Annotated in this window: 13 protein-coding genes and 1 pseudogene; 4 read left to right on the top strand and 10 right to left on the bottom strand. The window is 68.1% G+C overall.

Annotation, left to right across the window (positions count from 1 at the left end; translation table 11 throughout):
- Positions 1–19: 19 nt before the first annotated feature.
- Positions 20–121, top strand: a pseudogene (locus ACQY9P_RS06595) (hypothetical protein); the annotation flags it as partial.
- 8 nt (positions 122–129) lie between these two features.
- Here the strand turns inward: ACQY9P_RS06595 and ACQY9P_RS06600 are convergent.
- Positions 130–627 (bottom strand): FKBP-type peptidyl-prolyl cis-trans isomerase, encoded by a 498-nt coding sequence (locus tag ACQY9P_RS06600; RefSeq protein WP_421740035.1) that lies wholly within the window; start codon positions 625–627, stop codon positions 130–132.
- 166 nt (positions 628–793) lie between these two features.
- Between ACQY9P_RS06600 and ACQY9P_RS06605 the strand changes: the two genes are divergently transcribed.
- Positions 794–1,666 (top strand): UTP--glucose-1-phosphate uridylyltransferase, encoded by an 873-nt coding sequence (locus tag ACQY9P_RS06605; RefSeq protein ID WP_421740034.1) that lies wholly within the window; start codon positions 794–796, stop codon positions 1,664–1,666.
- Positions 1,667–1,786: 120 nt separating this feature from the next.
- Here ACQY9P_RS06605 and queG read toward each other — a convergent pair whose 3' ends face one another.
- The 5 genes from queG to ACQY9P_RS06630 form a co-directional block, all read right to left on the bottom strand.
- Positions 1,787–2,905: a tRNA epoxyqueuosine(34) reductase QueG gene (gene queG / locus ACQY9P_RS06610; protein ID WP_421740033.1), complete on the bottom strand. Its 1,119-nt coding sequence runs from the start codon at positions 2,903–2,905 to the stop codon at positions 1,787–1,789.
- Entirely contained in the window at positions 2,886–3,572 is a 687-nt protein-coding gene (locus ACQY9P_RS06615) for a glutathione S-transferase family protein (RefSeq protein WP_421740032.1), read from the bottom strand. The genes queG and ACQY9P_RS06615 overlap by 20 nt, the downstream gene beginning before the upstream one ends.
- A 126-nt stretch (positions 3,573–3,698) precedes the next feature.
- Positions 3,699–5,150 carry a D-glycero-beta-D-manno-heptose-7-phosphate kinase gene (gene rfaE1 / locus ACQY9P_RS06620; RefSeq protein WP_421740031.1) on the bottom strand — a complete coding sequence of 484 codons (1,452 nt, stop codon included), beginning with the start codon at positions 5,148–5,150 and terminating at the stop codon, positions 3,699–3,701.
- Between the two features lie 65 nt (positions 5,151–5,215).
- Positions 5,216–6,145 carry a cation diffusion facilitator family transporter gene (locus ACQY9P_RS06625; protein WP_421740030.1) on the bottom strand — a complete coding sequence of 310 codons (930 nt, stop codon included), beginning with the start codon at positions 6,143–6,145 and terminating at the stop codon, positions 5,216–5,218.
- Between the two features lie 74 nt (positions 6,146–6,219).
- Positions 6,220–7,305 carry a citrate synthase/methylcitrate synthase gene (locus ACQY9P_RS06630; RefSeq protein WP_421740145.1) on the bottom strand — a complete coding sequence of 362 codons (1,086 nt, stop codon included), beginning with the start codon at positions 7,303–7,305 and terminating at the stop codon, positions 6,220–6,222.
- Between the two features lie 87 nt (positions 7,306–7,392).
- Between ACQY9P_RS06630 and ACQY9P_RS06635 the strand changes: the two genes are divergently transcribed.
- The gene (locus ACQY9P_RS06635) at positions 7,393–8,571 is read left to right on the top strand and encodes a citrate synthase family protein (protein WP_421740029.1); all 1,179 of its coding nucleotides are present in this window, start codon (positions 7,393–7,395) and stop codon (positions 8,569–8,571) included.
- Between the two features lie 78 nt (positions 8,572–8,649).
- On the opposite strand, the gene ACQY9P_RS06640 is transcribed toward ACQY9P_RS06635, so the two are convergent.
- From ACQY9P_RS06640 to ACQY9P_RS06655, 4 genes are all read right to left on the bottom strand, one after another.
- A complete protein-coding gene (locus tag ACQY9P_RS06640; protein WP_421740028.1) occupies positions 8,650–8,919 on the bottom strand; it encodes a hypothetical protein in 270 nt (89 codons plus the stop codon).
- Between the two features lie 88 nt (positions 8,920–9,007).
- Positions 9,008–9,250, bottom strand: coding sequence for a hypothetical protein (locus tag ACQY9P_RS06645; protein ID WP_421740027.1), 243 nt, complete (start codon positions 9,248–9,250; stop codon positions 9,008–9,010).
- A gap of 1,154 nt (positions 9,251–10,404) precedes the next feature.
- Positions 10,405–14,922, bottom strand: a complete 4,518-nt coding sequence (gene gltB / locus ACQY9P_RS06650; protein ID WP_421740026.1) for a glutamate synthase large subunit — start codon at positions 14,920–14,922, stop codon at positions 10,405–10,407.
- Between the two features lie 5 nt (positions 14,923–14,927).
- Positions 14,928–16,376, bottom strand: a complete 1,449-nt coding sequence (locus tag ACQY9P_RS06655; RefSeq protein WP_421740025.1) for an NAD(P)-dependent oxidoreductase — start codon at positions 16,374–16,376, stop codon at positions 14,928–14,930.
- Positions 16,377–16,620: 244 nt separating this feature from the next.
- On the opposite strand from ACQY9P_RS06655, the gene ACQY9P_RS06660 reads away from it, so the two are divergent.
- On the top strand, positions 16,621–17,424 hold the full coding sequence (locus ACQY9P_RS06660) for an undecaprenyl-diphosphate phosphatase (RefSeq protein ID WP_421740024.1): 804 nt from the start codon (positions 16,621–16,623) through the stop codon (positions 17,422–17,424).
- Positions 17,425–17,487: the final 63 nt, after the last annotated feature.

Raw genomic sequence — 17,487 nt, forward strand, 5'->3', positions numbered from 1 at the left:
GCGAAAATCCTCTCCCTGAAGGGGGAGGCGACCGAAGGTCGGAGGGGGAAGTGGCAATGAATGAGCCGCGACTTCCCCCTCCGTCGGCTTCGCCGACACCTCCCCCGCTAGGGGGAGGATTTACGGCCGCTACTCCTTCACCGTCCCCTTCGGCGACCGCAGCACATCGATCAGTTCGATCCTGAAGATCATCACGCTGTTGCCGGGGATCGGACCCTTGTCTTCCGCGCCATAGCCCAAGGCCGGGGGCACATAGAGCATCCACTCGTCGCCGGCTTTCATGCGCTGCAGGGCGATGATCCAGGCCGGCACCAGGCCGTCCAGCGGGAACGAGGCCGGCACGCCGCGCTCGTAGCTGCTGTCGAAGATCGTGCCGTCGATCAGCTTACCCTCGTAATTAACCTTCACCTCGTCGGCGCGCGTGGGGTGCATGCCGCCCTGCGGGCCCGAGCGGATGACCTTGTACTGCAGACCTTCCGGCAGGGTGACCACGCCGGGCTGCTTGGCGTTCTGGGCCATGAAGGCGTCGGCGGCGGCCAGGTTTTCCTTGGCCTTCTTGCTCCCGCAGCCGGCCAGGGAGACAGCCGCTCCGGCGGCCATGAGGGTGAGAACGGCGCGGCGGTGCATGGGGGCCTCCCGGGGACAATCTGGCGGTTGAGCTAGCAGTCTGAGCACGAAGATCAATCGTCCGTTCCCCGGAACCGTCAGGCCGGCGACGATTTCATCGAACGGCGGTGGCGTTTCGCGTGAGCGCCCCCTAGAAACCACCTCCAGTGAAACCGATGAGGCGCTCATGAAACCCGTCCGCAAAGCTGTTCTTCCCGTCGCCGGCTTTGGCACCCGCGTGCTTCCAGGCACCAAGACGACGCCGAAGGAACTGCTGAACGTCGTGGACCGGCCGATCCTGTCCTATGTGGTCGCGGAGGCCCGGGCGGCGGGCATCGAGCACTTCGTCTTCGTGACCGGCCGCAACAAGGGCGCGATCGAGGACTATTTCGACCATCAGGTCGAACTGGAGGCCGCGCTGGCCGCCAAGGGCAAGACCGAGATGCTGGATGAGCTGCTGGCCGAGCTGCCCAAGCCCGGCGAGATGAGCTTCGTGCGCCAGATGGCCCCGCTGGGCCTGGGCCACGCGGTGTGGTGCGCCCGCGACATCATCGGCGACGAGCCCTTCGCGGTGCTGCTGCCCGACATGGTCATGCACGCCAAGACGTCCGCTCTCGCCCAGGCCATCGAGGCCTATGATCAGGTCGGCGGCAATATCGTGGTGGTCGAGCCCTGCCCGCAAGGCCAGGCCCACCAGTACGGCATCGTGGCGCTGGACGGTCAGGACGGCCGCCTGAACCGCATGACCGGCATGGTCGAGAAGCCGCCGAAGGGCACCGAGCCCTCCAACCTGTTCATCAGCGGCCGCTACATCCTGCAGCCCGAGATCTTCGACCTGCTGGCCTCGCAGGAAAAGGGCGCCGGCAACGAGATCCAGCTGACGGACTCGATGCTGAAGCTGATGGGGACTCAGGAGTTCCACGCTCTGGAATACGAAGGCGTCACCTATGACTGCGGCGACAAGATCGGCCTGCTGCGGGCCAATGTCGCCTTGGCGCTGGCCCATCCGGAGCTGGGCTCGGCGGCGCGGACGGCGATCGAGGATCTGCTGAAGCTGTAAGCAAGGTCCTCCCCCTGAAGGGGGAGGCGGCCGAAGGCCGGAGGGGGAAGACCGCAATGAGTCAGCAGAACTTCCCCCTCCGTCGCCTACGGCGACACGTCCCCCGCTAGGGGGAGGACTTCAAGCCCACTCCGCCAACACATCGGTGTCTTCTTCAACGCCCCGCAACGTCGCCGCCCTGTCCGGCGCCAAACGCCGCGCCGCCCACACCGCCGCGCCGCGCACCACCGACGCCGGATCGCTCAACAACGGCTCGACCACAGCCATCAACCCGGCATCGCCGCTGTTGCCGATCGCGTAGAGCACATTGCGTACAAACCGGTCGCGCCCGATGCGCTTGACCGGACTCTTGGAAAACACCGCCCGGAACGACGGGTCATCCAGCACGGCCAGCGCCGCCAGCGACGGCCCCTTCAGCGTCTCCCGCGCATGAAACGCCGCCTCGCTGGAGACCTGGGCGAACTTGTTCCACGGGCACACCGCCAGGCAGTCGTCGCAGCCATAGATCCGGTTGCCCATCGCCGACCGGAACTCGACCGGGATCGGGCCGGCCAGCTCGATGGTCAGGTAGGAGATGCAACGCCGCGCATCGAGGCGATTGGGCTCGGGAAAGGCGTTGGTCGGACAGACATCCAGGCAGGCCCGGCACGAGCCGCAGTGATCGGCTTCCGGCGCATCGGGCGGCAGGTCCAGGGTGGTCAGCACCGAGCCCAGGAACAGCCATGAGCCGAACGGCCGCGAGACGAGATTGGTGTGCTTGCCCTGCCAGCCCAGTCCGGCCCGCTGGGCCAGGGGCTTTTCCATCAGCGGCGCGGTGTCGACGAACACCTTCACCTCTTCCCCGAAGCGTCGATGCATCCAGCCGGCCAGAAGCTTGAGCCGCTTCTTGACCACGTCGTGATAGTCGTCGCCCTGGGCATAGACCGAGATCGCGGCGCGGTCGGGATGATCCAGGGCCGTCAGCGGATCGTGCTCGGGACCATAGTTCATGCCCAGCACCACGGCCGATCGGGCCTCGGTCCACATGGCGGTGGGATGGCTGCGGCGTTCCAGCGTCTCTTCCATCCAGCCCATGTCGCCATGGAAGCCGTCGGCCACGAAGTCGGCCAGCCATTGGCCATTGGGCCAGGCGGCGGTCGCGTCGGCGAAGCCGCACGCATGGAAGCCCAAGCGCAGGGCCTCGGCGCGGATCTCGTCCTTCAACAGCTGGTTCGGGTGACTAGAAGTCGAGGTCGTCATAATGCGCGGCCGGCGCGAGGCCGGGCCAGCGATCGGCCAGGATGGGCCTGAAGCAGGGCCTCGATTTCAGCTTCATGTACCAGGTCTTGGCCGTCTGGAAGTCCTGCCAGGGCACGTCGCCGAAATAGTCGATCACCGACAGGTGGGCGGCGGCGGCGAAATCGGCCAGGCTCATGCGGCGGCCGGCCAGCCAGTCGCGGGTCTGCAGCAGGCCATCCACATAGGCCAGATGGTGGCGCAGCGCCTCGCGGCCGCGGCGCAGGGCCGAAAGGTCCGGGGCGCCCAGCCGCAGCAGGCGCTTTTCCATCTTCTCGTGCAGCAGGAAGCCGTTGACCTCATTGTCGAACTTGCGATCGAACCACTGCAGCAGGCGGCGGGCCTCCGCGCGCTCGCTCGCGTCGCGGCCCAGCAGAGCGGGCTCGGGCTCCTGCTCCTCGATGTGTTCGAGGATGGCGCGGGTCTCGCAGACCACGGTCTTGCGCTCGTTGCGGATCTCGACCAGCACCGGGGTCACGCCCGACGGGTTCAGCGCGATGAAATCGTCGGCGCCTTCCCAGTAGCGAACCTGGACCTCGACAAAAGGCAGGCGCTTTTCCCCCAGCACCAGACGCACCTGCCGCGAGGCGGGGTCCAGGGGGAAATGATGAAGGGTGCGATCGACGCTCATGCCCATTTACGCTCAGGCTGCATCAAAAGAGCGATGCGCCGTTTTGCTTAACAAGAGATTGCTGAACGCCGTTAACCCAAGGAATGCAGGCGTTTGCGTCGCATTTTGGCTCTGGCCGCCCAGGCTTCAGGCGTTCATCCGGCCGATCAGGGCGGTGGTGCTCTGTCCCGCCTTGAGGTCGGCCAGCAGCACCCTGCCGCCATAGCCCAGCACTACGTCAGACCCGACCACCGTCTCGACGGTGTAGTCGGCGCCCTTGACCAGCACGTCGGGACGGAAGGCCTCGATCAGCGTCAGCGGGGTGTCCTCGTCGAACAGCACCACCAGGTCCACCGACGACAGCGAAGCCAGCACCGTGGCGCGGCCGGCCTCCTTCTGAACGGGCCGGGTGGGGCCCTTCAGCTTGGAGACCGAGGCGTCGGTGTTGAGGCCGACGATCAACCGGTCGCAGGCGGCCTTGGACTGGTCCAGCAGCGAGACGTGGCCGGGATGCAGCAGGTCGAAACAGCCATTGGTGAAGCCAACCTTCAGCCCGCGGGCCCGCCAGCCGGCCACGATGGCGCGGGCCTGGTCCAGGTCGGCGATCTTGATCTCGCCCGGCGCGCCGGCGTCGGAATGGGCCAGGGCTGTCAGTTCATGGGCGGTGACCACGTCGGTCCCCAGCTTGGCCACCACCAGGCCGGCGGCCAGATTGGCGAGGCGCGCGGCCAGGGCCAGCGGCGCGCCGGCGGCCACGGCCAGGGCCAGGGTCGCGGCCACGGTGTCTCCGGCGCCGGAGACGTCGAACACCTCGACCGCGCTGGCCGGGATGTGCACGGCCGGCTCGCCGCGCACGCTCAGGGTCATGCCCGCCCCGCCCCGGGTGACCAGGGCCGCCCGCAGCGTCGGGGCCATGGCCAGGATCGCCGCGCCGGCCTCTTCGGAGGCCTCGTCGCTGGCGTCGGTGATGCCAGTGGCCTCGGCGGCCTCCTTGCGGTTGGGCTTGATCAGGGTGGCGCCGTCATATCGGGCGAAGTCGCGGCTCTTGGGATCGACGATCACCGGCTTGCCTGCGGCGCGGGCGGCGTCGATGGCCTCGCGCACGACCTGCGGCGTCAGCACGCCCTTGGCGTAGTCGGACAGCACCACCACGTCGGCGGCCGCCAGGCGCTGGTTGAAGGCGGCCAGCAGGGTCGTCGCCTCGGCCGGCCCACGATCTTCGCGATCCACCCGCAGCATCTGGTGCGAGCCGGAGATGTAGCGGACCTTTTCCGTGGTGCGGCGGGCCGTGTCGGTGACAAGGCGGGCTTCGATCCCAGCTTCCTCGGCGATCATGGCAGCCAGGGCGCGGCCGGCCTCGTCATCGCCGATCAGGCCGATCAGCACGGCCTTGCCGCCCAGCGCCGCGACATTGCGGGCCACATTGCCGGCCCCGCCCAGCATGGCGGTCTCGCGCTCGACGGCGATCACCGGCACGGGAGCCTCGGGCGAGATGCGATCGACGGCCCCGTAGATGAAGCGGTCCAGCATCACATCGCCCAGCACCAGCACGGTCTTGCCGGCGAAGGCGTGGGGCAGTTGGGCCAGGGTGTCGTCCATGAAGCGCGTCTCGAAGCGGTGTTCAGGCCGCTATTGGCCCGTTCAGGGCCGTGGGAGCAAGCCCCTCAGCCGTGATCGCTCTCGGCGAACAACCCGCCATGGCTCTCGGCCTTTCCCCGTGGATCGGGGTGGATGATGATGTCGGCGGCCGGAAAGGCTTCCAGCAGGCGGTTCTCGGCCGCCACCATGATGGTGTGGGCCTCGGCCAGCGAGATGCCGGCTTCCAGGTCGGCGTGCATCTGCATGTGGACATAGGGGCCCGAGGCGCGGGTGCGCAGCTGGTGCACCCCCAGCAGGCGCGGATCCTCGGTGGCCAGGGCGACGATGCGCTTGCGGTCCTCGTCGGGCAGTTCGCGGTCCATCAGCTGGTGAGAGGCCTCGCCGAACACCCCGATCGCACCCCAGATCAGCCACAGGGCGACCAGCAGGCCGGCGACGGCGTCGATCCAGCCCAGGCCCAGCCAGGAGGCCGCGCCGATGCCGACCAGGGCCACGGCGTTGGAGGCCAGGTCGGCCGCGTAGTGGGCGCGGTCGCCCGAGACGGCGATCGAGCCCGTCGACTTCAGCACCCGGGATTGGGCGACGATCAGGCCCACGGTGAGAACGATGGAGATCACCATCACCGCCATGGCGACCAGGCCCTGCTCGACCGGGCGCGGATGCAGCATGGCGCGGATGGCTTCCTGGCCGATCAGGGCGCCCGAGGCGAAGACCAGACCGGCCTGGGTCAGGCTGGAAAAGGCCTCGGCCTTGCCGTGACCGAAGCGGTGCTCGGCGTCCGGCGGCTCGGCCGCGTAGCGCACGGCGAAGAAGGTGATCAGCGAGGCGATCAGATCCAGGCCGGAGTCCGACAGCGAGGCCAGCAGGGCCACAGAGCCGCTGGCCAGCCAGGCCAGGGTCTTGACCACGATCAGCACCGCCGCGACCGCCACCGACAGGGCGGTGACGCGGCGGGTCAGGGCCTGGGTTTCAGGCGAAAGGGCGGAGAGCGTCATGCCGCCTCCTTAACAAGCGGCGACGCGCGGCCCCAGCGAGAACGACTCGCGCGAGTCGTTCTCGCCTTTGCGGGTCAGGCCGCCTGGCGAACCCCCGGCCCCACATAGACCGATTGCGGCCGGATCAGCTTGCCGCCCGCCAGCTGTTCGCGGGCGTGGGCGATCCAGCCCGCCGTGCGGCCCATGGCGAAGACGCAGGTGAAGCTGGACGGCGGCAGGCCGAGGGCCTCCAGCAGCAGGGCCGTGTAGAACTCGACATTGGTGTCCAGCGGTCGGTCGGGCTTGCGCTCGCGCAGGATCTGGAGGGCCGCCTGCTCGACGGCCTCGGCGAAGGCGACGCGGCCGGGCAGGGTCCTGGAGGCGCCCGACAGCTTGCGCACGGCGGCCTTCAGGGCGTCGGCGCGCGGGTCGCGGACGCGATAGATGCGGTGACCGAACCCCATCAGCCGGTCGCCGCGCGCCAGGGCCTTTTCCAGCCAGGGCCGAGCGTTCTCGGGCGTGCCGATGGCGTCCAGCATGTCGATCACCGGACCGGGCGCGCCGCCGTGCAGCGGACCCTTCAGGGCCGAGATCCCGCCCAGCACCGCCGAGGTCAGGCCCGCGCGCGTCGAGGCGATGACTCGGGCCGCGAAGGTCGAGGCGTTCAGACCATGGTCGCAGACGGTGACCAGATAGGCGTCCAGCGCCCGGGTCTCCGCGTCGCTGGCGGGTTCGCCCCGGGTCATCCGCAGGATGTCGGCGGCGTGCGACAGGGCCGGATCGGGCGCGACCGGCGCCTTGCCGGCCGCGACGCGCAGCACGGCGGGCGTGAAGACGGCCGGGGCGGCCAGCAGCAGCAGGGCGGTGGCGAGATCATCGCCGTCGGGCAGGCGCGCCAGCAAGGCGCGCATGGCCTCGACGGGATCGCGTTTGGCCAGGCCTTCGTCGAGCGCCCCCACCTCGGCGAACACCTTGACCCGGGCCGCGCCCAGGGCCGACGCGAGGTCGGCGGGGGCCTCGTCGAAGAAGCCATCGAACAACAGGTGCGCGGCCTGCTCGAACGTGGTGTGGCCGGCGAGGTCCTCGACGGCATAGCCGCGAATGACCAGGCGGCCATGAGCGCCGTCGACGTCGGACAGAACGGTGTGGGCGGCGATCACGCCTTCGAGCCCGTGGGCCAGACCTTCGGACATTTGAGGTCTCCTTTCGTCGCGCAATTCGCGCCCGCCGTGCTTGATCGTCAATCTTGATCAATATAATCAATCTATATGGCGAACGACTGGCTGGACGCGGAACAGGTGCTGGAACGGCTGGGGATCCGGCCGCAGACGCTCTACGCCTATGTCAGCCGGGGCCGGATCGAGGCCGCCGCCCATCCCGATGATCCACGCCGCAGCCTGTATCGCGCCTCTGACGTCGCGGCGCTTTCCGCCCGCAAGGCGCGGGGCCGGCGCGCGGCGGATGTCGCGGCCGAAGCCATCGCCTGGGGCGAGCCGGTGCTGGCCTCGGCGATCACCACGGTGGCGGGCGGCCGGCTCTGGTATCGCGGCCGCGACGCGGCGGTGCTGGCGCAGGATCACACGCTGGAACAGACGGCGCGGCTGCTGCGCGGCGGCCACGGCGCGGCGCTGAAGGCGGCGCGGACGGGGGAGGTCGTGGCCGGCGAGACCGCCCGAGCTCGACTGTTCAACGCCCTGGCGTTGCGGGCGGGGGCGGAGGCCCCGGCGCGCGGGCGGGCGCCGCTGGCCCTGGCCATGGAGGCCGCCAGCCTGCTCGACGCCGTGGTCGACGCGGCGGCGGGCGAGGTCACCGAAGGTCCTGCCCATCTGCGCCTGGCGCGGGCCTGGGGCGTCGACGCGGCGGGGGCGGACCTGCTGCGGACGGCGCTGGTGCTGCTGGCCGACCACGAGCTGAACGCCTCCACCTTCGCGGCCCGTGTCGCCGCCTCGACGGGGGCGTCGCTGTCGGCCGCCGCCCTGGCCGGGCTGTGCGCCCTGTCGGGGCCGCTGCATGGCGGCATGGCCGCGCGGGTCGAGGCCTTCGTCGCGGAGGCCGATCGGGCGGGCCCCGCCAGGGCCGTGTCGGCGCGCCTGGCGCAGGGATCTTCGACGCCGGGCTTTGGGCATCCGCTCTATCCGGATGGGGACCCGAGGGCGCGGGCCTTGCTGGCGGCGTTCGAGCCGCCGGCTCTGCTGGCGGATCTGCGGCGGGAGACGGAGGCCGCGACGGGCCAGCTGCCGAATATCGATTTCGCCCTGGTGGGTCTGGCCCGGGCGCTGGCCCTGCCGACCGACGCGCCGTTCATCCTGTTCGCCGTGGCGCGCACGGCCGGCTGGCTGGCCCATGCGATCGAGCAGGGGCAGACCGGGCGGCTGATCCGGCCGAGGGCGCGGTATGTGGGCGAGGCGCTGGTGGTGGGAGCTGGCGGGGGGGCAGGACAGGTGTGAGGGGGCGGTGGTGGGGATGCAGGCTGTCGGCGCTGGAAGCGGGCGGCCCGAAGGTCTGAGAAGGGTGGATGGCGGACGCTACCGACTGAACGCCAACGTCAAACTCTCTTCAAATGGAGGCTGGCTGACGGCACTGAACCAGTCCTCGCGGAACCCCGGAAGAGCTTGAAGGTGCTCGACTAGAGCAAGCCATTCACTAGCCTCCTCGTGGCAGAACCACGTGTGGCCATCAGCCTCGACCTCACAACAGATAAGATCGGTGGTGATCTCATCCCGCTTGAAGAAGATCACTTTGGTGATGCTCGACAGAGGGATGTTCGTGGCGGCGGCGTTCAGCAAGGCGGGCATGAACCAACGTCGCAAGAAGAATACATGTGCGCAACGGGTGGTTAGGAAACGTTGCGGGTGACGCTGAAGCCGACACCGACCTCGGCGGTCACAAAGCCTTCTTCACGAAACGTTCGATCAAGATCTTCGCTGAGTTTGACGCCAATCCAGTCGATCTTCGACCAATTCGGATGGTGAAGGTCCACTGTCTCGCCAGAACATCGCTACTGCCGATTTCGTCCATGCCGGACTTGAACAGCGCACTGTTCGGATCTGTGGCCTTTGCACGCCATTTTTCTTCAGCGAGCGCCCTGTTTTCAGGAGACGCGACCAACCAAAAAGCGTCGCCCACTACGGGGGTCTCTTCGGACCCGTAGTCTGGTGAGAAGGCGACAACGACATGCATCGCCGTGATGTGTCATGCCGAGCTAGTGTCCGCAACGGGTCGGAAGCAGCTATTGCCTTCCCGCCCCACAAGCGGGCGCCCTGCGCCCCGCTCATCCTTAGATCTCCTGGAGGCTGCAGCGTGCTGGTCTGGAAAGGTCAGTCAAGGACCGCCTCCGGCGGCCGCGTCGCGGCGACGCGGAGCGTCGTCCTTGAGTGACCTTTCCAGACCAGCGATCGTCTCGCCGTGAGATTTAAGGATGGCTCCCTTCGGCGTGAAGGCGGCGGGACCAAGTCCTCCCCCTGAAGGGGGAGGCGGCCGGAGGCCGGTGGGGGAAGACCGCAATGAGTCAGCAGCACTTCCCCTCCGTCGGCCCCAAGGGGCCGACACCTCCCCCGCTAGGGGGAGGACTTATGGGGACAGGCCGCGCTCAATCCCCGTTCCTGCCAGAACAAACCCCAGCCAGATCAAGCGCTTGTAAAAAACCTGATCGCGCCAATCCTCCGCGTTCAAACCTCCCGCATAATCAATCTCACCTGACAGCACGGGAAGGGCGCACGTACGGCGACCGTTGCAGCTGTCAGGGGTGGTCGAGCGGGAAGCGTCCGTCGGCCGTCGTCTGAAGGCCCGATGGGGTCTGGCGGAGCGGAGCGGTCCTTGCGGGGGCCGAACGTGTCGAGGCCAGGCCCGGACCGCCGGGAACTCCCCTTGGCGACGCCCGCACGATGCGCAGCAGGCATGGGCTGAAATCGCCCATGCGGTCTGGACGGGGTCGTCAGCCCCTCCACCCGTCGGGGGCCTAAGGTCGGGAGCGGGTTAAAACCCCGCGCCCCGAGGGCTCACCGGATAACGGCTGCGCGGAGCGTCTGTCTTCGGCGAAACGGTATTCAACTATCCCATCTTCCGGGCGAGGCCCGGACGCTCCGCAGCCCTTCCCATCAACTCGGCGGTTTCCGCGCGAGGCTGCGAAGCCGTGTCCGCCAGACTTGCCCCCTACTGACCGCTATCGCGGTCGTCTTCCCCCGGAGGGGGAAGATGGGATCCGCGCTTCTTCATCTTCCCCCTACGGGGGAGGAGCGCCGCAGGCGCGGAGGGGGCAAGTTCCTAGCGCCCGCAAACGCCTAGGCCGCGACCTCTTCCGCCGCCAAAGGCTGCGGCAGACGGCTGACCATCTCCTTGGGGCAGACCTGCCAGAACAGGTCCCGCACCCGGTCCCAGTCGCGCAGCAGGCTCTCGGCGAAGGCCGAGTCGGTCTCGCGGGCGTGTTCGGCCACCAGGGAGCGCAGCACGCCCTCCCAATAGGGTGAGGCCAGGCGCTGGACGACGATGCTTTCGGGGTTGAAAGCGCGCTCGAACCGGCCGTGCTGGTCGAGGACGAAGGCCATGCCGCCGGTCATGCCGGCCCCGAAGTTGCCGCCCGTCGGGCCCAGGATCACCACCTGGCCGCCGGTCATGTATTCGCAGCCATTGGCGCCGCAGCCCTCGACCACCGTGGTGGCGCCCGAGTTGCGGACCGCGAAGCGCTCGCCCGCCTGCCCCGCCGCGAACAGTCGGCCCGAGGTGGCGCCGAACAGCACGGTGTTGCCCAGCAGGGCGTTGCTTTCCGGCGCCGCCAGGGTGCGCGAAGGCTTGATCACGATGGTCGCGCCCGACAGGCCCTTGCCGACATAGTCGTTGGCCTCGCCGGTCAGTTCGATCCGCAGGCCCTGGACCGCGAAGGCCCCCAGGCTCTGGCCGGCCGAGCCCTTGAGCTGGACGGTCAGGTGGCCGGCGGGCAGGCCCTTCATGCCGAACTTGCGCACGATGTGGCTGGAGGTGCGGGCGCCGATCGAGCGTGCCGTGCTGCGGACCGTATAGGTCAGCTGCATCTTCTCGCCGCGTTCCAGCAGGGGCGCGGCGTCGCGGACGATCTGGGCGTCCAGGGTGTCGGGCACTTCGTTGCGGCCGACCACGGTGTTGTAGGGCTTGTTGCTGCCCGGATCGGCGCGAACCAGCAGCGGGTTGAGGTCGAGGTCGTCGAGGTGCTCGCCGCCGCGGCTGACCTGGGCCAGCAGGTCGGTGCGGCCGACGATGTCCTGCAGGGACTTGAAGCCCAGTCCGGCCAGGATCTCGCGCACCTCTTCAGCGATGAAGCTGAACAGGTTGATGACCTTTTCCGGCGTGCCGGTGAACTTGGCGCGCAGGGCCTCGTCCTGGGTGCAGACCCCGACCGGGCAGGTGTTGGAATGGCACTGGCGCACCATGATGCAGCCCATGGCCACCAGGGATGCGGTGCCGATGCCGAACTCCTCGGCGCCCAGCATGGCGGCGATGACGATGTCGCGACCCGTGCGCATGCCGCCGTCGGCCCGCAGGACGACAGAGTGGCGCAGGTTGTTGAGGGTCAGAACCTGGTTGGCTTCCGACAGGCCCATCTCCCACGGACCACCGGCATATTTCACCGAGGTCTGGGGCGACGCGCCCGTGCCGCCGACGCCGCCGGCGACCAGGATCACGTCCGCTTTCGCTTTCGCGACGCCGGCCGCGATGGCGCCAATGCCGGTCATGGCGACCAGCTTCACCGTCACGCGGGCGACCGGGTTGATCTGCTTCAGGTCATAGATGAGCTGGGCCAGGTCCTCGATCGAGTAGATGTCGTGGTGCGGCGGCGGGCTGATCAGCATGACGCCGGGGGTGGCGTGGCGCAGCCGGGCGATCATCTCGGTGACCTTGAAGCCGGGCAGCTGGCCGCCTTCGCCGGGCTTGGCGCCCTGGGCGACCTTGATCTCCAGCTCGACGCACTGGTTCAGATATTCGGCGGTGACGCCGAACCGCCCCGAGGCCACCTGCTTAATGGCGCTGTTGGGGTTGTCGCCGTTGGGCAGCGGCTTGTAGCGCGCCGAGTCCTCGCCGCCCTCGCCCGAGACCGACTTGGCCCCAATGCGGTTCATGGCGATGTTCAGCATGCCGTGGGCTTCAGGGCCCAGGGCCCCGAGGCTCATGCCCGGCGTGACGAAGCGCTTGCGGATCTCGTTGACGCTCTCGACGTCATCGGTGGAGATCGGGTTGCGGTCCGAGCGCCAGTCCAGCAGGTCGCGCAGCTGGATCGGCTTCTGCGTGCGCAGGCCGTTGGACCAGCGGCGATAGAGCTCATAGTCGCCGGTGTCGCAGGCGCTTTGCAGGGTGTGGATCAGGCGCGCCTCGAAGGCGTGGGCCTCGCCCGACTTGCGCAGCTTGTAGAGACCGCCGACCGGCAGGGTGACGGCGGCGCTGTCCCAGGCCTTGCGGTGCAGCTCGACCGCCTTGCTCTCGATGCCGGCCAGGCCGATGCCCGAGATGCGCGAGGGCATGCCGGGGAAGAACTCGGCGGCCAGGGCCCGCGACAGGCCGACGGCTTCGAAATTGTAGCCGCCGCGATAGGACGAGATGACGCTGATGCCCATCTTGGAGATGATCTTCAGCAGGCCGGCCTCGATGGCGCCCTTGAAGTTCAGGCACACGTCACGCAGCGTCTTGTCGCCGATCAGGCCGCGCTCCAGGCGATCCTGGAAGGTTTCCTGGGCCAGATAGGCGTTGACCGCCGTGGCGCCCACGCCGACCAGCACCGCGAAATAGTGGGTGTCGAGGCACTCGGCCGAGCGGACGATGATCGAGACGTAGGACCGCAGGCCCTTCCCGACCAGGTGGGCGTGAACGCCGCCGGTGGCCAGGATCATCGGCAGGGCCACGCGGTCCTGTTGGCTGGCCTCGTCGGTCAGCACGATGGCGCCGCAGCCGCGCAGGACGGCGTCCTCGGCCTCGGCCCGGATGCGATCGAGATTAGCGCGCAAGGCGTCGCCGGGACGCGCCTCGGCGGCGGGCAGCGGCATGGTGCAGTCGATGACCGCGACGTTCTTTTCGCCCAGCGCTTCGCGAATGCGCAGATACATGCCGGTGGTCAGGACCGGGCTCTGCAGCACATAGACGTCGGCCTGGGCGGCGTCCTGAGCCAGAATGTTGCCCAGGTTCTTGAACCGGGTCTTCAGGCTCATGACGTTGGTTTCCCGCAGCGGATCGATCGGCGGGTTGGTCACCTGGCTGAAGTTCTGGCGGAAGAAGTGGCTGAGCGGGCGATACTTTTCCGACAGCACGGCCAGCGGGCTGTCGTCGCCCATCGAGCCGACGGCTTCCTTGCCGTCCTCGACCATGGGAGCGAGGATCATTTCCAGGTCTTCGAGGCTGAAGCCGGCGGCGGCCTGGCGGCGGGTCAGTTCCTCGCGGCCATAGCTGCGCGGCTCGGGACCAGGCGCGATCTCCTTTTCGAGATCGACCATGTTGCCCAGCCACTCGGTATAGGGATGGCGACCGGCCAGTTCGTCGATGATCTCGTCTTCGCCATAGAGGCGGCCTTCGAGCAGATCGATGGCGATCATCCGGCCCGGCGCGATGGCCAGCTTGCGGGTGATGCGGCTCTCGGCCACGCCGCACATGCCCGCTTCCGAGCCCATGATCACCAGGCCGTCGTCGGTATAGGCCACGCGCAGCGGACGCAGGCCCGAACGGTCCTTGCCGGCCACGACCCAGCGGCCATCGGTGGCGCACAGGGCGGCCGGGCCGTCCCACGGCTCCATCACGGCGTTGCAATAGCTGTAGAGCGCCTTGTGGGCGTCCTGCATGTGCTCGTTGGCGGCTTCCGGCACCAGCAGGGCCTTGGCCATCGGCGCGTCGCGACCGGCGCGGACCAGCACCTCGAAGGTGTTGTCCAGGCTGGCCGAGTCCGAACCGCCCGGCTGGATAACCGGCTTCACGTCATCCCCGAACTCGCCGAAGGCCTGGGCGGCCATCTTGATCTCGTGGGACTTCATCCAGTTGATGTTGCCCTTGATGGTGTTGATCTCGCCGTTGTGGGCGAGCATCCGGAAGGGCTGGGCCAGGCGCCATTCGGGGAAGGTATTGGTCGAATAGCGCTGATGGAAGATCGCCACATTGGCGGCGAAGCGGTCGTCCTTGAGGTCGGGATAGAACTCGTCGATCGCCTCGGCCAGGAACATGCCCTTGTAGATCAGCGACTTGGCCGACAGCGAGCAGATGTAGAAGCCCGACAGGTTCTGGGCGTGGACGCGCTTTTCGATCCGCTTGCGGCACAGGAACAGGGCGCGTTCCAGCGCCTCGCCTTCCAGGCCGGCCGGGGCGGCGAGCATGATCTGTTCGATTTCCGGACGGGTGGCGTTGGCCTTCTCGCCGATCACGGCGGTGTTCACCGGCACCTGGCGCCAGCCATAGATGTAGAAGCCAAAGCGCAGGGCCTCGGCCTCGACGATGGTACGGCAGGCTTCCTGAGCGCCCAGGTCGGTGCGCGGCAGGAAGATCTGGCCCACAGCGATCGGGCCGGCGCGCAGGGCGTGGCCCGTGCGGCGCACCTGGTCGGTGAAGAAGTCCTGCGGCACCGACAGCAGAATGCCGGCGCCGTCGCCGGTCTTGCCGTCGGCGTCGACCGCGCCCCGGTGCCACAGGGCCTTCAGGGCCTTGATCGCCAGTTCGACGACCTCGCGGCGGGGCGTGCCGTCGATGGCGCAGACCAGGCCGACGCCGCAGGCGTCGCGCTCGGTGGTCGGGTCATAGGCGTGCCCGTCGATCAGGCGCTGGCGGTTGGCCAGATAGTGTTGGATCTCTTGGCTCATGATCGTCACTCCGCCGCGATCAGCGCCGAAGCGCCGACCTTGGACTTCAGATAGCGGTGGATGGCGTCGGCGGCGTCGCGGCCGTCCTTGATCGCCCAGACCACCAGGGAGGCGCCGCGCACGATGTCGCCGGCGGCGAACACGCCGTCCAGATTGGTCATCTGGTTGCGCACGTCGGCCTTGACCGTGCCCCAGCGCGTGGTCTTCAGATCGGGCGCCGACCACTTTTCGGGCAGGTTCTCGGGCTCGAAACCGAGGGCCTTGACCACCAGCTGGGCCGGGCGATCGAAATCGCCGCCCTCGATCTCTTCGGGGCTCTGACGGCCCGAGGAGTCCGGCGCGCCCAGGCGCATGCGGATGGCGCGCACGCCGGTCACCGCGTCGGCGTCGCCGCTGAGGGCGCGCGGAGCGGCCAGCCATTCGAAGGTCACGCCCTCTTCTTCGGCATTGGCCACCTCGCGCAGCGAGCCCGGCATATTGGCCTTGTCGCGCCGATAGAGGCAGGTGACCGAGGCCGCGCCCTGGCGGATGGCGGTGCGCACGCAGTCCATGGCGGTGTCGCCGCCGCCGACCACGACCACGTCCTTGCCCTCGGCGTTCAGCGTGCCGTTCTCATAGTCGGGAACGCTGTCGCCCAGGCCGGTGCGGTTGGAGGCGATCAGATAGTCTAGCGCCGGCACCACGCCCTGGCTGCCGGCGCCGGGCGCCACCAGGTCGCGCGCGGCATAGACGCCGACGGCGATCAGAACGGCGTCGTGCTTGTCGCGAAGGTCCTGAAGGCTGGCGTCGCGACCGACCTCGAAGTTCATTCTGAAGACCACGCCGCCGTCAGCCAGGCGCCGGGTGCGACGCTCGACGACGTCCTTTTCCAGCTTGAAGCCGGGGATGCCGTAGATCAGCAGGCCGCCCGCCCGGTCATGGCGGTCATAGACAACCACCTCGTGACCCTGCTCGCGCAGCATCTCGGCGGCGGCCAGCCCGGCGGGCCCCGCGCCGATGATCCCGACCGACTGGCCAGAGGCCGCGCCGGCGACCAGCGGCTTCACCCAGCCCATCTCCCAGGCCTTGTCGGTGAGATAGCGTTCGACCGAGCCGATCGTCACGGTGCCGTGACCCGACTGCTCTATGACACAGTTGCCTTCGCACAGGCGGTCCTGCGGGCAGATTCTACCGCAGACCTCGGGCATCGAATTGGTGGCCTGGGAAAGCTGGTAGGCTTCTTCCAGGCGGCCCTCGGCGGTCATCCGCAACCAGTCGGGGATGTTGTTATGCAGCGGGCAGTGGGTCTGGCAGAACGGCACGCCGCATTGCGAGCAGCGCGAGGCCTGCTCGGTCGCCTTGGCGTCGATGAAGTCGGCATAGATCTCGTGGAAGTCACCGCTACGAGCGTCCGCAGCACGCTTTTCAGGCGTCTTGCGGGCGACCGTCGTGAATTTCAGCATGCGCTCGGCCATGCGACTTCCCCAATCCCGACTTCTAGGCCCTGGTTGCAGGGTAAAAATTGCGTATCGCGGCCTATTACGGACTCTTTTCCGCAAGAAGAATGCGGTGGTCTACAAAATAGACAATATTATCCCCACCCTCGGGTTCGCCGTTGCGAGGGCTTCGCAGCAAAGGGGCTAAATGGTCCACTTTGTGGATTAACGCGGTATTTACCGCGTTGGGCGCACGCCGGAATTCTATTTTGAGGGGGCTGGAATGCCGGACTGGTTGAGCGCGATTATCCTGGGCCTCGTTGAAGGCCTGACGGAGTTCATTCCCGTCTCTTCGACGGGCCACCTGTTGCTGGCCAAGACGGCGATGGGGCTGACCGATCCCGCCTGGGACACCTTCATCGTGCTGATCCAGCTGGGCGCGATCCTGGCGGTGGTGGCGCTCTACTTCCAGCGCCTGTGGCAGGTGCTGATCGGCCTGCCGACCAAACCGGAAGCGCGTCGCTTCGCCCTGTCGATCCTGGTCGCCTTCCTGCCGGCGGTGTTTCTGGGCCTGCTGCTGCACGACTTCATCAAGGCCGTCCTGTTCGAGAGCCCGGCGGTGATCTGCTGGTCGCTGGTGATCGGCGGGGTCGTGCTGCTGGTCCTCGACCGCTGGAGCCCGACGCCGCGTCACGGCGACGCGATGAAGTATCCGCTGCTGACCTCGCTGGGCATCGGCTTCTTCCAGTGCCTGTCGATGATCCCCGGCGTCTCGCGTTCGGGCGCCACCATCGTCGGCGCCCTGCTGCTGCGGGGCGACAAGCGCTCGGCGGCCGAGTTCAGCTTCTTCCTGGCCATCCCGACCATGGTCGCGGCCTTCGCCTATGACCTCTACAAGAACCGAGACGCCATAGACGCGGCCCATGCCGGGATCATCGGTATCGGTTTCGTCACCGCCTTCATTTCGGGGATGGTGGTGATCAAGGTCATGCTCGACTTCGTCGCCAAGCGCGGCTTCGCCCCCTTCGCCTGGTGGCGGATCGCGGTGGGCGTGATCGGTCTGGGCCTGATCTACATCCCGCACTGAGCGGGACGCGCAAAAAGAAAGGGGCGGACGCCGCGGCGTCCGCCCCTTTTTCGTCAGCGCTGC

Source organism: Caulobacter sp., from assembly GCF_965279145.1.
Taxonomy (GTDB): domain Bacteria; phylum Pseudomonadota; class Alphaproteobacteria; order Caulobacterales; family Caulobacteraceae; genus Caulobacter.

Coding starts and splice junctions, on each gene's coding strand:
- ACQY9P_RS06600 (WP_421740035.1), bottom strand. CDS start 627: ATGCACCGCCGCGCCGTTCTCACCCTCATGGCCGCCGGAGCGGCTGTC.
- ACQY9P_RS06635 (WP_421740029.1), top strand. CDS start 7,393: ATGGCGAACGACTGGCTGGACGCGGAACAGGTGCTGGAACGGCTGGGG.
- gltB (WP_421740026.1), bottom strand. CDS start 14,922: ATGAGCCAAGAGATCCAACACTATCTGGCCAACCGCCAGCGCCTGATC.
- ACQY9P_RS06655 (WP_421740025.1), bottom strand. CDS start 16,376: ATGGCCGAGCGCATGCTGAAATTCACGACGGTCGCCCGCAAGACGCCT.
- ACQY9P_RS06615 (WP_421740032.1), bottom strand. CDS start 3,572: ATGAGCGTCGATCGCACCCTTCATCATTTCCCCCTGGACCCCGCCTCG.
- ACQY9P_RS06605 (WP_421740034.1), top strand. CDS start 794: ATGAAACCCGTCCGCAAAGCTGTTCTTCCCGTCGCCGGCTTTGGCACC.
- rfaE1 (WP_421740031.1), bottom strand. CDS start 5,150: ATGGACGACACCCTGGCCCAACTGCCCCACGCCTTCGCCGGCAAGACC.
- ACQY9P_RS06660 (WP_421740024.1), top strand. CDS start 16,621: ATGCCGGACTGGTTGAGCGCGATTATCCTGGGCCTCGTTGAAGGCCTG.
- ACQY9P_RS06625 (WP_421740030.1), bottom strand. CDS start 6,145: ATGACGCTCTCCGCCCTTTCGCCTGAAACCCAGGCCCTGACCCGCCGC.
- ACQY9P_RS06640 (WP_421740028.1), bottom strand. CDS start 8,919: ATGCCCGCCTTGCTGAACGCCGCCGCCACGAACATCCCTCTGTCGAGC.
- queG (WP_421740033.1), bottom strand. CDS start 2,905: ATGACGACCTCGACTTCTAGTCACCCGAACCAGCTGTTGAAGGACGAG.